This is a genomic window from Bradyrhizobium sp. B124, from assembly GCF_038967635.1.
Lineage (GTDB): Bacteria > Pseudomonadota > Alphaproteobacteria > Rhizobiales > Xanthobacteraceae > Bradyrhizobium.
Window position 1 is genome coordinate 1,765,063 of record NZ_CP152413.1, and the last position, 13,805, is coordinate 1,778,867.

Annotated in this window: 14 protein-coding genes and 1 pseudogene; 5 read left to right on the top strand and 10 right to left on the bottom strand. The window is 64.5% G+C overall.

The features are described from left to right. Positions 1-251: 251 nt before the first annotated feature. Entirely contained in the window at positions 252-3,743 is a 3,492-nt protein-coding gene (locus AAFG13_RS08460; protein WP_342711731.1) for an indolepyruvate ferredoxin oxidoreductase family protein, read from the bottom strand. Between the two features lie 234 nt (positions 3,744-3,977). Here AAFG13_RS08460 and AAFG13_RS08465 point away from each other — a divergent pair, with 234 nt between their 5' ends. Next, positions 3,978-5,204: a cytochrome c gene (locus AAFG13_RS08465; RefSeq protein ID WP_342711732.1), complete on the top strand. Its 1,227-nt coding sequence runs from the start codon at positions 3,978-3,980 to the stop codon at positions 5,202-5,204. Between the two features lie 24 nt (positions 5,205-5,228). Here AAFG13_RS08465 and AAFG13_RS08470 read toward each other — a convergent pair whose 3' ends face one another. Continuing rightward, entirely contained in the window at positions 5,229-5,870 is a 642-nt protein-coding gene (locus AAFG13_RS08470) for a trimeric intracellular cation channel family protein (RefSeq protein ID WP_342711733.1), read from the bottom strand. Between the two features lie 257 nt (positions 5,871-6,127). On the opposite strand from AAFG13_RS08470, the gene AAFG13_RS08475 reads away from it, so the two are divergent. After that, positions 6,128-6,556 carry a hypothetical protein gene (locus AAFG13_RS08475; protein WP_342711734.1) on the top strand — a complete coding sequence of 143 codons (429 nt, stop codon included), beginning with the start codon at positions 6,128-6,130 and terminating at the stop codon, positions 6,554-6,556. A 68-nt stretch (positions 6,557-6,624) separates the two neighbouring features. Here AAFG13_RS08475 and AAFG13_RS08480 read toward each other — a convergent pair whose 3' ends face one another. The 3 genes from AAFG13_RS08480 to AAFG13_RS08490 are packed head-to-tail and all read right to left on the bottom strand — an operon-like array spanning position 6,625 to position 8,194. Further along, positions 6,625-7,443 carry an isocitrate lyase/phosphoenolpyruvate mutase family protein gene (locus AAFG13_RS08480; protein WP_342711735.1) on the bottom strand — a complete coding sequence of 273 codons (819 nt, stop codon included), beginning with the start codon at positions 7,441-7,443 and terminating at the stop codon, positions 6,625-6,627. Positions 7,444-7,499: 56 nt separating this feature from the next. Beyond that, on the bottom strand, positions 7,500-7,853 hold the full coding sequence (locus AAFG13_RS08485) for an antibiotic biosynthesis monooxygenase (RefSeq protein WP_342711736.1): 354 nt from the start codon (positions 7,851-7,853) through the stop codon (positions 7,500-7,502). Positions 7,854-7,885: 32 nt separating this feature from the next. Next, complete coding sequence (locus tag AAFG13_RS08490) at positions 7,886-8,194, bottom strand: NIPSNAP family protein (RefSeq protein WP_342711737.1); 309 nt, start codon at positions 8,192-8,194, stop codon at positions 7,886-7,888. A gap of 91 nt (positions 8,195-8,285) precedes the next feature. Here AAFG13_RS08490 and AAFG13_RS08495 point away from each other — a divergent pair, with 91 nt between their 5' ends. Then, complete coding sequence (locus AAFG13_RS08495) at positions 8,286-8,981, top strand: metalloregulator ArsR/SmtB family transcription factor (RefSeq protein WP_342711738.1); 696 nt, start codon at positions 8,286-8,288, stop codon at positions 8,979-8,981. Between the two features lie 315 nt (positions 8,982-9,296). Next, positions 9,297-9,566 carry a hypothetical protein gene (locus AAFG13_RS08500; RefSeq protein ID WP_092114950.1) on the top strand — a complete coding sequence of 90 codons (270 nt, stop codon included), beginning with the start codon at positions 9,297-9,299 and terminating at the stop codon, positions 9,564-9,566. Positions 9,567-9,635: 69 nt separating this feature from the next. On the opposite strand, the gene AAFG13_RS08505 is transcribed toward AAFG13_RS08500, so the two are convergent. Then, positions 9,636-9,947, bottom strand: a complete 312-nt coding sequence (locus tag AAFG13_RS08505; RefSeq protein WP_342713572.1) for a twin-arginine translocation signal domain-containing protein — start codon at positions 9,945-9,947, stop codon at positions 9,636-9,638. Between the two features lie 259 nt (positions 9,948-10,206). Between AAFG13_RS08505 and AAFG13_RS08510 the strand changes: the two genes are divergently transcribed. Continuing rightward, the gene (locus AAFG13_RS08510) at positions 10,207-10,557 is read left to right on the top strand and encodes a cupin domain-containing protein (RefSeq protein ID WP_342711739.1); all 351 of its coding nucleotides are present in this window, start codon (positions 10,207-10,209) and stop codon (positions 10,555-10,557) included. A gap of 249 nt (positions 10,558-10,806) precedes the next feature. Here AAFG13_RS08510 and AAFG13_RS08515 read toward each other — a convergent pair. The 4 genes and pseudogenes from AAFG13_RS08515 to AAFG13_RS08530 form a co-directional block, all read right to left on the bottom strand. Beyond that, positions 10,807-11,313 (bottom strand): annotated as a pseudogene (locus tag AAFG13_RS08515) (GNAT family N-acetyltransferase). A gap of 26 nt (positions 11,314-11,339) precedes the next feature. Then, positions 11,340-11,687 (bottom strand): hypothetical protein, encoded by a 348-nt coding sequence (locus tag AAFG13_RS08520; RefSeq protein ID WP_342711740.1) that lies wholly within the window; start codon positions 11,685-11,687, stop codon positions 11,340-11,342. A 117-nt stretch (positions 11,688-11,804) separates the two neighbouring features. Continuing rightward, complete coding sequence (locus AAFG13_RS08525) at positions 11,805-12,077, bottom strand: cytoplasmic protein (protein ID WP_342711741.1); 273 nt, start codon at positions 12,075-12,077, stop codon at positions 11,805-11,807. A 77-nt stretch (positions 12,078-12,154) separates the two neighbouring features. Then, complete coding sequence (locus tag AAFG13_RS08530) at positions 12,155-13,687, bottom strand: acyl-CoA carboxylase subunit beta (RefSeq protein WP_016840012.1); 1,533 nt, start codon at positions 13,685-13,687, stop codon at positions 12,155-12,157. Positions 13,688-13,805: the final 118 nt, after the last annotated feature.

Sequence of the window (13,805 nt, forward strand, 5' to 3'; positions counted from 1 at the left end):
GACGGCGCGACCTTGGCAAGCGCGGAAATATTCCGTCAGGCGAGACTGCGACGAGCGCACAATATGCGCGCCCCAAAACGGATGTCGTCCCGGCCTAGTGCGCAATTGCGCACGGGGCCGGGACACATAACCACAGGGCTGCTTTGCGAGATAAGGCTGTGGCCCAGCATCGCGCAACAATGAACTGCGGTGGTTATGGGTCCCGGGTCGCGCTTCGCTTGCCCGGGACGACACTGAATATGCAGCTAGACCTACTCCGCCGCCATCTGCCGCGGCGCGGGCGGCGGGTTGGCGAGGTCGGCGGCGAGTTGCGCGTAGCGAACCTTTGCCTCCTTGATCGCCTTGTCCTTCACCGGGCCGTAGCCGCGGATGCGGTCGGGCAGCGACAGCAGTTCGACCGCGATGTCGTGATTGAGTGGCGACAGCAGATTCAACACCGTCGCGACATCCTTTTCGTAGCCCGCGATCAGGTCGCGCTCGAGCTTGCGGTCGGCGTTGTAGCCGAAGATGTCGAGCGGCGTGCCGCGCAGGAAGCGGAATCGCGCCATCACCTTGAACGCGGACATCATCCACGAACCGAAGGCGCGCTTCTTCGGACGGCCCTGCGCATCGAGCCCGCCGCCGAGGATCGGCGGGGCGAGATTGAAGTTGAACTTGAAGTCGCCCTCGAACTGATCGCGCAGCTGCTTCTCGAAGCGGCCGTCGGTGAACAGCCGCGCCACCTCATACTCGTCCTTGTAGGCCAGCAGCTTGGCATAGTTGATCGCCACCGCGCGCGGCAGCGCCTCGCCATAGCCACCCTTGGTGGCGGTCTCGCGGACTTGGTCGACCAGCTTGCGGTAGCGCTTTGCCAGACGCGCGTTCTGATAGCCGGTCAGAAGGTCCATGCGATGGATGATGATCTCGTCGAGCGACATCGCATCCAGCGACTTGACCGGCGCGACGTCATCCTGCCCCTTCATCATCGCGGCGAGCCGCGCCGGATCGGCCGCGGCCAGACGTCCGAGCTGGAACGCCTGCGTGTTCATCTTGATCGAGACGCCGTTGACCTCGATCGCCTGCTGGATCGATTCCGCCGACAGCGGCAGCAGCCCGCGTTGATAGGCAAAGCCCATCATCATGATGTTGGTGGCGATGGAGTCGCCGAGCAGCGCCTCGGCCGGCTTGGTGAAGTCGAAGAAGGCGGAGTCCTTGCGCAGCTCGGTCTCCAGCACGCTGTTGACCTTGCGGCTCTGGAAATTGAAGTCGCGGTTGAGGATGAAATCCGCGGTCGGGATGATGTGGCTGTTGATGATGCCGACCGTGCGGCTCGGCTCGCACAGCGTGATCGTTTCCTTCGAGACCGCCACGACCTCATCGGCCGCGAGCACGAGATCGGCCGTGCCGGTCACGATGCGCGAGCAAGTCACGTCGGCGGTGTGCTTGGAGAGCCGGACATGGCTCAACACCGCGCCGCCCTTCTGCGCGAGGCCGGACATGTCGAGGATCATCGAGGCCTTGCCTTCGATATGCGCGGCCATGCCGAGCAGCGCGCCGATCGTCAGCACGCCGGTGCCGCCGACGCCGCCGACCGCGATGTTGTAGGGCCGGTCGAGCGCGGGCTTCGAGGCCGGCTCCGGCAAGGCGCCGATATCGCCGAGCTCGGTCGGCGCGCGCCGCTTCAGGGTGCCGCCGTCGACCGTGACGAAGGACGGGCAGAAGCCCTTCACGCAGGAATAGTCCTTGTTGCAGGTCGACTGGTTGATGGTGCGCTTGCGCCCCAATTCGGTCTCGAGCGGCTCGACCGAGATACAGTTCGACTGCACCGAGCAGTCGCCGCAGCCTTCACAGACGGCAGGATTGATCAGCACGCGGCGCGCCGGATCTTCCATCAGGCCGCGCTTGCGGCGACGGCGCTTTTCCGCGGCGCAGGTCTGCACGAACACGATCGCCGAGGTGCCCTTGGTGTCGCGGCACATCTTCTGGACGTTCTCGAGCTCGTCGCGATGGAACAGCTTGACGCCAGGCGCAATCGTGTCGGCCGGATAGGAACCCGGGTTTTCCGAGACCAGGTAGATCTCGCGAATGCCTTCGGCGTGCAGCTGGAAGGTGATCTTCTGCGGCGACAGGTCGCCGTCGTGGTGCTGGCCGCCGGTCATGGCGACGGCGTCGTTGTAGAGGATCTTATAGGTGATGTTGGCCTTGGAGGCGATCGACTGGCGGATCGCAAGAATGCCGGAGTGGAAGTAAGTCCCGTCGCCGAGATTGGCGAAGATGTGGTTCTCGTTGGTGAACGGCGCGATGCCGACCCACGGCACGCCCTCGCCGCCCATGTGGGTAAAGGTCTCGGTCGAGCGGTTCATCCACAGCGCCATGAAGTGGCAGCCGATGCCGCCAAGCGCGCGGCTGCCTTCCGGCACCTTGGTCGAGGTGTTGTGCGGGCAGCCCGAGCAGAAGTACGGGGTGCGGCTGACGGGTGCGGTCGCCTGCATCTGCGACGACTGGCGGCCGTTGAACCAGTCAGCCTTGGCGCGCAGCATCTCGGCGATTTCAGGATTGAGATTAAGTCGAAGCAGCCGTTCGGTGAGCGAGCTCGCAAGCGAGGCTACGCTGAGCTCGGCGGCAAAGGTCAGGAACCGCTTGTCGTGATCGTCCATCTTGCCGACGATGCGCGGGCGCACGTCGTCGCGCCAGTTGAACAGCTCCTGCTTGACCTGGTTCTCGACGATCTCGCGGCGCTCCTCGACGATAAAAATCTCCTCGAGGCCGACCGCGAAGTTGCGCACGCCTTCCGGCTCCAGCGGCCAGGGCATGCCGATCTTGTAGAGGCGGATGCCAATCTTCGCGGCGATCTCGGGCGTGATGCCGAGCTCGCGCAGCGCCTGGCGGATGTCCTCATAGCTCTTGCCCGAGGCCATGATGCCGTAGCGCGCGTTCGGCGAATCCATGGTGATGCGGTTGACCTTGTTGGCGCGCGCAAAGGCGATCGCGGCAAAGCCCTTGTAATCCTGCAGCCGGCGGTCCTGCTCGAACCGGTCGTCGGGCCAGCGGATGTTCAGGCCGCCCGGCGGCAGCTCGAAATCGGCAGGAATGATGAACGGCGTCATCTCGTCGGTGAGGTCGATCTCGGCCGTGGTCTCGACCGTCTCGGTGATCACTTTCATACCGACCCAGCAGCCCGAGTAGCGCGACATCGCGATGCCCAGCAGGCCCATCTCGATCATTTCGTGGATGCTGGAGGGGTAGAGGTAGGGCATCAGCGCGGAGATGAAGGCGTGGTCGGACTGATGCGGGACGGTGGAGGATTTTGCGCCGTGATCGTCGCCGGCAAGGCAGAGCACGCCGCCATGCTTGGCGGAGCCCGCTGCATTGCCGTGGCGGAAGACGTCGCCGCAGCGGTCGACGCCGGGGCCCTTGCCGTACCAGATGCCGACCGCGCCATCATATTTGGCGCCGGGCGACAAAGCGAGCTGCTGCGAGCCCCAGATCGCGGTGGCCGCCAGGTCTTCGTTCACGCCGGGCTGGAATTTGATGTTGTATTGTTCGAGATGCTTGCGGGCGGCGAACAGCTGCTGGTCGTAACCGCCGAGGGGGGAACCGCGATAGCCGGAGATGAAGCCTGCCGTGTTGAGGCCTGCGGCGCGGTCGCGTCTGATCTGCGCCATGGGCAGGCGGACCAGCGCCTGGATGCCGGTCATGAAGACGTGACCGGTGCCCTGGGTGTATTTCTGGTCGAGGCTGATAGGCCCTTGGTTGATTCCCATTTAGCCCTCTTTGCGCTGGTCGCGACGCCTGCTTTTTAGCTAGTCATCCGAACTTGTTAGAACCAGTCTATGTCGGATTTTCGGGGCCGCGCAGCACAATTCTGGGCGACGACGCCGGTCGCCCAAAAATCGCAACTTAGTGCCGGGAATATCGGAGCGCCGTTTCGGTTTCTGTCGCAGGACAGGCCCGCGGCGAAATGGCGTAACGCGTCTTGTGGACCGGAAGGTGAATGGATGCGGCGACGACGTCGAACGACCGGTGCGATTCTGGTCCCCCTGCTGTTGTGCAGTGCGTTCGCGGCCCGCGAATGCACCGCCGCACCAACCGACGACGTCATCGCCCGCGGCAAGGCGCTCACGATCGCCGGCGACTGCGCAAGCTGCCACACGGTCGATCCGGCGAAGCCGTTCGCCGGCGGCAAACGGATCGACACGCCATTCGGCGCGGTGTTCTCGCCGAACCTGACGCCCGACCGCGATACCGGCATCGGCGGCTGGAGCGACGACGATTTCCTCCGCGCGCTCCGGATGGGCGTCTCGCCAAGCGGGGCGCATTATTACCCCGCCTTCCCCTACCCGTATTTCACGAAGCTGATCCGCGACGACATCCTGGCGATCCGCGCCTATCTCGCGACGCTGGCGCCGGTCAGCAACAAGGCGCCGCCGCCGAAGCTCCGCTGGCCGTTGAACTACCGCGGGCTGATGCGGGTCTGGAACGCTTTGTTCTTCACGCCGGGCATCATCCAGCCGGACCAGAGCAAGGCTGCGGAATGGAATCGCGGCCGTTACCTCGTCGAGGCCCTCGCCCATTGCGGCGCCTGCCACACGCCGAAGAATGTGTTCGGCGCCGACAGACGCGACCAGGCGCTCAGTGGCAGCATGGTGCAGGGCATGTTCGCGCCGAGGCTCGACGGCGCCGCGCGCAGCGGGCTGAAATCCTGGAGCGCCGGCGACATCGCCGAATATCTGCAGAGCGGCCGCAACGGGCACAGCCACGCCGGTCCGTTGATGTCCGAGGTAGTGGTCAACTCGACCTCAAAGACGAGCGACGCCGATGTGCACGCGATCGCGGTCTATCTGAAGAGCCTGCCGGCCGGCGCGCCGGAGCCAGTAGTCCTCCCGCCCTCGCCGGCGCAGATGAGCAACGGCGAGCGGATCTATCGCGGCGCCTGCATCGCCTGCCATGAGCTCGACGGCTCCGGCGCACCGCGGATCTATCCGCCGCTGCCCGGCAACGCCAATCTGCAGTCGGCCAACCCGGCGAGCACGCTGCGCATCATCCTCGACGGTGCGCAGACCGTGACCACGCCGCGCGCGCCGAACGCAGGCTCGATGCCGGCCTATCCAAAACTCACCGACCAGGAGGTCGCCGATGTCGCGACCTATATCCGCAATGCCTGGGGCAATGCGGCGCCGGCCGTGAGCGCGGACGAGGTCGCCAAGGCGCGGACCGCGAAATAAAGGCGCGGACGGCGAAATAGCCGTTCAGCGCTCCTCGCCGCTGAACACGAATTTCGGCATCTCCCATTTGTAGCGGATCGCGAGCAGCCGGAACGTCAGTCCGAGGACGAAGGTCAGCCCGGTCCAGAGCCAGTCGTTGAGCTGCAGTCCGAACGCGGTCGCATAGAACAGCCCAGTCACCACGGAGACGCTGGCGTAGAGCTCGCTGCGAAACAACAGCGGCACCTCATTGCAAAGGATGTCGCGCAGCACGCCGCCGGCGCAGCCGGTGATCATGCCGGAGACGATCACGATCGGCAGCGACGCGTCGACCTGCCAGGCCACGTCGCAGCCGGCCATGGTGAACACCACGAGCCCGATCGCATCGAGCACCAGGAATGCGAGATTAAGCCGGTGCACCAGCCGCGCCAGCAGGATGGTGGCGAAGGCGCCCGCCGCCGCAATCGCAAGGTAGATCGGATGCTCGACCCAGAGCAGCGGATAGTGCCCGAGCAACACGTCGCGGATCGTGCCGCCACCGAGCGCGGTAATCGCCCCGAGCATGCAAACCCCGGCCCAATCCATGCTGCGCCTGCCGGCCGCGAGCGCCGCCGTCATCGATTGCGCCGCAACGGCGATGAACGAGAGCACGTGCAGCACCGAATCGGTGGGCGGCATGGTCCACATGGAAAAGTCCTCATGGAACAGTCGGAACCTAGAGCCTATCCCGTTCCGATTGAATCGGAACGGGGCTCTAGATTCTTGTTTTGACGCGTTTTCTTCACGCGAACCGGTATCCACTTCGCTCGAAAACGCTCTAGGGATCGGCGGTTCCCGCATGAACTGGTTGCAACATTGGCGCGGAACATCCTCACGCGCCAGCCATTGTCTCCTGCGTTTAGCCTACGCGCTTAGCCTTGGGGGGCTAACGGAGGAACTTTGAAATGGCTTACAACCCTGACGATCCGTATCGCGCCAACCTGACCGATGACGAAATCCGCCGTCAGGCGCGCCTCAACAGCCTGGACAACGAACTGCAGCCGGATCCGGAACTCCAGGAGGGACCGACCAGCAGCACCAAGGTCGCGATGTTCGCAGTTGCGGTGGCCGTGGTGCTCGGCGCGCTGTTCTACGGCTTGAACAACACGTCGGTCCACGAGGCCGGCACGACGCCGCCGACGCAGACCGCGCAGACGCAGCCGATCAACCCGGCCGCGCCGCCCCCGGGCATGCGCGACGTAACGCCGAAGCCGAATAGCCAGCCCGGCGTGACCACGGGCGCGGCGCCAGCCAGCCCGGCGAACCCGCCGTCTGACATGAACAAGTCGGACATGAACAAGCCGGCCGCCCCGCCGGCCGAGAATGCCAAGTAACGCGTAACGACACTGACCAGGCGCGAGCGGCGGGCCCAAACGGCCCGCCGCTCTTTTGCGCGCGAAGTCTACTTGAACATCTTGTTGAGCTCGCCGCCGGGATAGCCGTTGGCGAATTCGGTGAAGGTGCCCTTCTCCGCCATTTCCTTGGCGGCCTTCATGACGCCGGTCCAGGCCATCCGCGCCAGCGCCCCGCCGACGCTGATCCGGCGCACGCCGAGGTCGGCGACCGCTTGCAGTGTCAGGTCGGACGCGCCGCCGATCAAAAGATTGACCGGCTTCGGCGCCACCGCCTTCACGACCGCGGAGATTTCCTCTTTGGTCGAGATGCCCGGCGAATACAACACATCCGCCCCGGCTTCCGAATAGGCCTGCAGCCGCTCGATCACCAGATTGAGGTCCTTCTTGCCCCACAGGAACGCCTCGCAGCGGCCGGTGAGCAGCACGCCGCTGTGGTCGGCATCGATGGCCTTGCGTGCCGCCCTGATGCGCTCCACCGCGAGCTTGTGCTCGAACAGCGGATTGGCGGCATCACCGGTCGAGTCCTCGATCGAGAGCCCGGCGACGCCGGTCTTGACGCCGCGCGCGACATTGATCGCAACCTTCTCGGGCTCGACCGCGAAGCCGCCCTCGAAATCCGCGTTGACGGGAATATCGACCGCCGCGCACACCGCGGTCAGATGATCGCAGACGTCGTCGACGGTGACGCGGTTGTCGGCCTTTGCGATGGTCCAGGCAAAGCCCGCGCTGGTCGAGGCCAGCGCCTTGAAGCCGAGATGTTGCAGGGCGCGCGCGCTGCCGACATCGAACGGGTTCGGAATGATGAAGCACCCGCTGTCGTGCAGCTTCTTGAAGGCGGCTCGTTTGTCAGCAGTTGGCAGTGGCATTGGTCGCTCCCTAGAGTCGTTGGCCGCGCAGAGATAAGCACGCGCATCTGCGCGCGCTAGAGCTTGCCTTCGTGCACCGCGCGGCTGTCCTTCGGTGCCTGCTCGCGTTCGTTCAAGCCGTAGTCACGCATCACGCTCGCGACCCGCAGCCGATAATTCTCGAAGATCCGCGCGCGGCCCTTGGCCTGGGTGCGACGGTGCTCGACCGTGTTGCGCCAGGCTTCTACCGCAGCCTCGTCGCGGAAGAATGACAGCGACACGAACTTGCCTTTCTCGGTCAGGCTCTCGAACCGCTCGACCGAGATGAAGCCGTCGATCTCCTGCAGGATCGGCTTCAACTCGGCGGCAAGGTCGAAATAGAGCTCCCGGTGCTCAGCCTTCGGCCAGACTTCGAAGATCACGGCAATCATGGGCGCCTCCGCGCATTGTTGTTGTGGTGCGACTATAGCTCGACCTTGCGCAGGAATGTCCGTTCCTCGGCGAGGATGAAGCGGTTTTGTTCCGCGAAGTTGAAGTTCGCCACGCCCTCGCCGTCCTGACGCAGCCGCGCGCGATAGGCCTCGTAGGCGGCAAGGCTATCGAACGAGATCAGCGCGAAAGCGATGTTGTTGGTGCCCTCGTGCGGCATCCAGTAGCCGAGCAGATCGCCGCCGCAGCGCGGGATGATCGAGAGCCAGTTCCGCGAATACTCCTCGAACATCACGCGCTTGAACGGATCGAGCTGGTAGCGGATGAACACGGTGACGGTCATTTGGGTCTCCTGGTATTTCGTCATTGCGGGCGACGGGCACGATGGACACTACCTCCTTGCTCGACCTTGATGCTTCGGCTATCATCGAACTATGAAAGCAGGACCCGACATCTCCCGGATCGCCGCTCTGGTCGGCGATCCCGCACGCTGCAACATGCTGACCGCGCTGATGACCGGCCGCGCGCTGACCGCGAGCGAACTGGCGCAGGAGGCCGGCATCACGCCGCAAACGGCGAGCTCGCATCTCGCCAAGCTCGAGGCCGGCGGGCTGATCGAGCCCGAGAAGCAAGGCCGCCACCGCTACTACCGCCTCTCCGACCCCGATGTCGCCGACGTGCTCGAAGGCTTGCAGGGCATCGCTGCCCGCGCCGGCCATATGCGGGTGCGCACCGGACCGAAGGATCCGGCGCTGCGCCGCGCCCGCATCTGCTACGACCATCTCGCCGGCGATCTCGGCGTGCAGATGCTCGACAGCATGCGGCGGCAGAAGCTGGTGCGCCAGAGCAAGCAGGCGATCGAGCTGACCGGCGAAGGCAAGCGCTTCATGGCCGAGGAGCTGCAGATCGACGCCGATGCGCTGACGCATCCGCGCCGTCCGGTGTGCAAGGCCTGCCTCGACTGGAGCGAACGGCGCCACCACCTCGCCGGCACGCTGGGCGCCGCGATGATGGACCGCTTCACCGAATTGAAATGGGCGGCGCGCGATGCTGCGCCGGGCAGCCGCGTGGTCAATTTTTCGCGGAACGGCGAGAAGCGGTTCGCCGCGCTGTTCGGCGCGAGCGAATAGCATCGCGCATTCAGGTCTGCACCGTCGCGGTCGTTCGCGAACGCTTGCTCTGGCTTGCATCGTTCTCCGATACGTCTTCACGCGCGCCGCTGCGCTGCGACATGTCCGCGATTGCGAAATGTTTCAAATTGATGCTGGACGCATTTGCTTGCGACGCACTGACGCAGCTGTGAGCTGCAGCATTCATGTCGCATTCAGCCCACAACATTATGGTCGACGACATCGGGCACGGCTTCTGCAATGATCCGGCCGGGCGAATCGGTAATCTAAAGTTTGTTGCGGTGCCGCAGCGCGGCCGAATTAAAAGGAGAAGACATGAAGTATCTTTTTGCAGCAGCAGTTTTGGTGACGACCGCATTCGCCGGCATCAGCGCAGCTGACGCTGCTGGTGGCTGCGGCCCCGGCTGGCACCGCGGTCCCTATGGCGGTTGCGTCAGGAACCGTGGCCCCGTCGTCGTCGCTCCCGGCCCTGTCGTTGTTGAGCGCCCCGTCGTCGTCGCACCCGGCGCGGTCGTGGTGGCGCCGCGCGTTCGCGCTTGCCCCTACGGCTTCGCCTGGCGCTATGGCCGTTGCCGCCCGATCTGATCGCGGCACACCTGCATAAACAAAACCCCGCCTCGCGCGGGGTTTTTCTTTTGTGAGGTGGTGCCGATGTCACCAGCGGCGCCAGTGATGATGACGCCAGTGATGCCTGCGCCAATGGCGGTGGCGCCAGCCCCAATGCCGGTGGTGCCAGCGCCGATGATGCCAGCCGCGGTGGCCGTGATGCCAGTGCACCTGCTCGGGCTTCAGGCGACCGACCTCGTCGCCCGTAGTAACGGCCGGATGCGCATCGTTGCCGGCCGGCAAGTGTGCATCCCCCCTGAGCGAAAGCGGCGCGAGCGGCGCCGCCTGGGCGGCTATCGCAAAAGTCGCCACACCGGCGGCGACACCGAAGGCCATCTTCAGAAAATCCCGGCGTTCCATCAGAGTTTCCCTTTGTTGCTGAGTTGGACCAACTGCGTCAGCCAGTTTTTTCGCCGCGACCTGAACACCGGCTGAACCGCGCATTCACGTTCGAGCGAGTTCGACGCCGGCGCGGCCGCGTTTGCACAGGGCGTGACGTCACACAACCATCACGGCGCTGCCGCTTCACGTTCTACCCGTCATGCCGATTCCGACCGTTTCACGCGCGGCCGAACGGAACTAGCATCGCGCATCATAAGAACATGTCCGGGAGGCCGCCATGAAGTCAGGGCAACCGATCAAGGATGCCAGCCACCTCTACGAAGTCGAGCGCCGCGCTCAGCACGCCGCCCGCCCCGGCTTTCGCATCATGGAGTTGCAGCTTTCGCCGACCCAGAAGGTGCCGTGGCACACCCACAGCAACATCTCCGACACGTTCTACGTGCTGGAAGGCCGGATGCGGCTGTTCCTGCAGGAGCCGAAGGAGGAAGTGAACCTGGAGCCAGGCGAGGTCTACGCCGTGAGGCCCACCCGCCCTCACCTCGTCACCAACGCCGGCACGACGTCGCTGACTTTCCTGATTTTGCAGGGCGTCGGTGAATACGATTACGTGCCGCTGGCGTCGAGCTAAGGCCCCGCTCCTCCTGCTGTCGTCCCGGCGAAGGCCGGGACCCATACGCCGCAGCAGGAGTTGTGTGAGGACTCGTCGTTCCGGTGTCGCGCGATAAGCGGCATTTGTGGTTAGGAATCCCGGCCTTCGCCGGGACGACACTGAAGATGTGGCGAGATCTATGAGTCCTAGATCCGCGTTCTCGCGACATGCATCGTCCGAGCTTTGTGACAGAGCAAATCAGCCGCGCGGCCACCCCGACGGCACGGCTCAGACCTTCCCGCGCCACGGCTCGCCGCGCGGCGTCAGCGTCGTAAAGTCACGCGCGGGAACGCGCAGCAGCTTGAGCCGCGCCATCACCGCCTGCGAGCGCGCGTTATCCGGGCTGGTGTAGGACACGATCCCACGCAGGCCCATGTCATGAATGGCCTGCAGCAGCGCCGCGCTGGCGCTCTCGGTCGCGTAGCCGTGGCCCTAGGCCTTGCGCGTGAACCGCCAACCGATCTCGAAATGCGCGCCGAGCGGATAATCGTTCGCCAGCCGCGGCATCACGCCCGCATAGCCGAGCAATGCGCCGCCGACATCCTCAACGGCCCAACGTGATATGCCGTGGTCACGCTGCGCGGCAACGTATCGCTCGAATTTTGTCTCGCTTTCCGCCCGACCGATCGGTCCGCCGTAGTCGGCCATGACGTCGGGATCGGCATGCATCGCCGCGAACGCATCGCGATGGCGATCGTCCCAATGGTAAAGTCGAAGGCGCGGCGTTTCGATCATGCGCGCGCCCTCACCCGCTCCAGCCGTCACATCAGCTTCAGCGGCACGTCGTGAACCAGCCGAAGATCGATGTTGCCGATCAGTCGCGCACGGCGTGCCTCGGCGGTCGCGATCGCGGCTTCGGTCTGCCGCAACGTGCTCACATTCGAGCCCAGCGACACGATGCCGCCGAGCACCAGCGCGATCGACCCGAGCGCTGCGGTCTCACCGGAACTGAACAGGCCGAGCAGCGCAGCGAACAACAAGACGAACCCGCTGCCGATTGCCACCTTCGAGCCGAGAATAATCCGCCGGGATCGCTCGGCGCTCTCGGCAAGCTCCTCGATCTGCGCCTCGATCTCGGAAATCGCGTCGGTCGGATCGTCTTCGGTCATCGGGTTCGGACCTGTCGGGCGGGTTAGGCGAAGCCGTAACCCGCCGCGGATCGTGCTGAACGAAGATGGTACGCTTGCGCTGGCCCCACCCGCGCTGCTCGCCCGAGCTTGCACAAATTAGTCAAACCACGCTGCATACATCGCTTCAAGGAAATCTTGGCTGATGGTCAGACCAGAGCCGTCTCCAATAACGCTGTCGATTCCGCACTGAGGGCACAACGCCGTAGAGTCTTCATCTATCCATTCGACGATCTGACCCGGTCCAAATGTTTGCTTGCAATAGAAGCAGCCACAGCGTTGGCTGCGTTCGATCTCTGGACGATGCCCAACGCACTTCTTATGAGCGACGCGTAGAGGGTGATCCTCAGGCAGATCGAAAACCGTGGACATGTCGTTCCCGCTGCTGGCTGCCTGCTTCGATCGCGTTTGGTGGGTTACGGCTTCGCCTAACCCACCCTACGCTTCTCTCACAACGGCAGATTGTCGTGCTTCTTCGCGGGGATCTCGACCTTCTTATCCCTGAGCATCGCGAGCGCCCGCGCGATCCGGCGGCGGGTCGAATGCGGCATGATGACGTCGTCGATGTAGCCGCGCTCGGCGGCGATGAAGGGCGACAGGAAGCGGTCTTCGTATTCCTTGGTGCGGGCGGCGATCTTGTCGGGGTCGCCGATGTCGCTGCGGAAGATGATCTCCACCGCGCCCTTGGCGCCCATCACGGCGATCTGCGCGGTCGGCCAGGCGTAGTTCATGTCGGCGCCGATTTCCTTGGACGCCATCACGTCGAAGGCGCCGCCATAGGCCTTGCGGGTGATGATGGTGACGAGCGGCACCGTGCACTGCGAATAGGCGAACAGCAGTTTCGCACCGTGCTTGATCAGGCCGCCATATTCCTGCGCGGTGCCCGGCAGGAAGCCCGGCACGTCGACGAAGGTGACGATCGGGATGTTGAAGGCATCACAAAAGCGGACGAAGCGCGCGGCCTTGCGTGAGGCATCGCTGTCGAGCACGCCCGCCAGCACCATCGGCTGGTTGGCGACGAAGCCGACGGTGCGGCCGGCGATGCGGCCGAAGCCGGTGACGATGTTCCTGGCGAAGGTCTCCGAGATCTCGAAGAAGTCGCCCTCGTCGACGACCTTGAGGATCAGCTCCTTCATGTCGTAGGGCTTGTTCGGATTGTCGGGGATCAGGGTGTCGAGCGACATGTCGACCCGGCCGATGTCGTCGAAGCTCGGCCATTCCGGCACGCCGTCGGTGTTGTTGGACGGCAGGAAGTCGATCAGCCGGCGCATCTGCAACAACGCGTCGACGTCGTTCTCGAACGCACCGTCGGCGATCGAGGAGCGTGTCGCGTGCACCGAGGCGCCGCCGAGCTCCTCCGCGGTCACCACCTCGTTGGTAACGGTCTTCACCACGTCGGGACCGGTGACGAACATGTAAGAGGTGTTCTTCACCATGAAGATGAAATCGGTCATGGCGGGCGAATAGACATCGCCGCCGGCGCAGGGGCCCATGATGACGGAGATCTGCGGGATCACGCCCGAGGCCTGCACGTTGCGGCGGAACACGTAGGAATAGCCCGCGAGCGCAGCGACGCCCTCCTGGATGCGCGCGCCGCCGGCGTCATAGAGGCCGATGATGGGCGCCCTCGCCTTCATCGCCATGTCCTGAAGCTTCGTGATCTTCAGCGCATGGGTTTCCGACAGCGAGCCGCCGAACACGGTGAAGTCCTTGGCAAACACGAAGGTCTTGCGGCCGTTGACCGTGCCCCAGCCGGTGACGACGCCGTCGCCGGGGATCCTGGTCTTCTCCATGCCGAACTCGATCGAGCGGTGCTCGACGAACATGTCGAATTCCTCGAACGAGCCCTTGTCCAGCAAAAGCTCGATCCGCTCGCGCGCGGTCAGCTTGCCGCGGGCGTGCTGCGCCTCGATGCGCTTTTCGCCGCCGCCCAGCTTGGCGCCGGCGCGCCGCTCTTCGAGGGTGTCGAGGATGTCTTTCATTTGTTTCCGCCCGTGTTAGCTACAGTCCGCGTCCCGGTGCGAACCGGGGTCCGCTTCGTTCGAAAAGGCTTTAGCACGGCCATTTCGGAACCGGAAAGCCGCTTGTGGACGGTGCGGG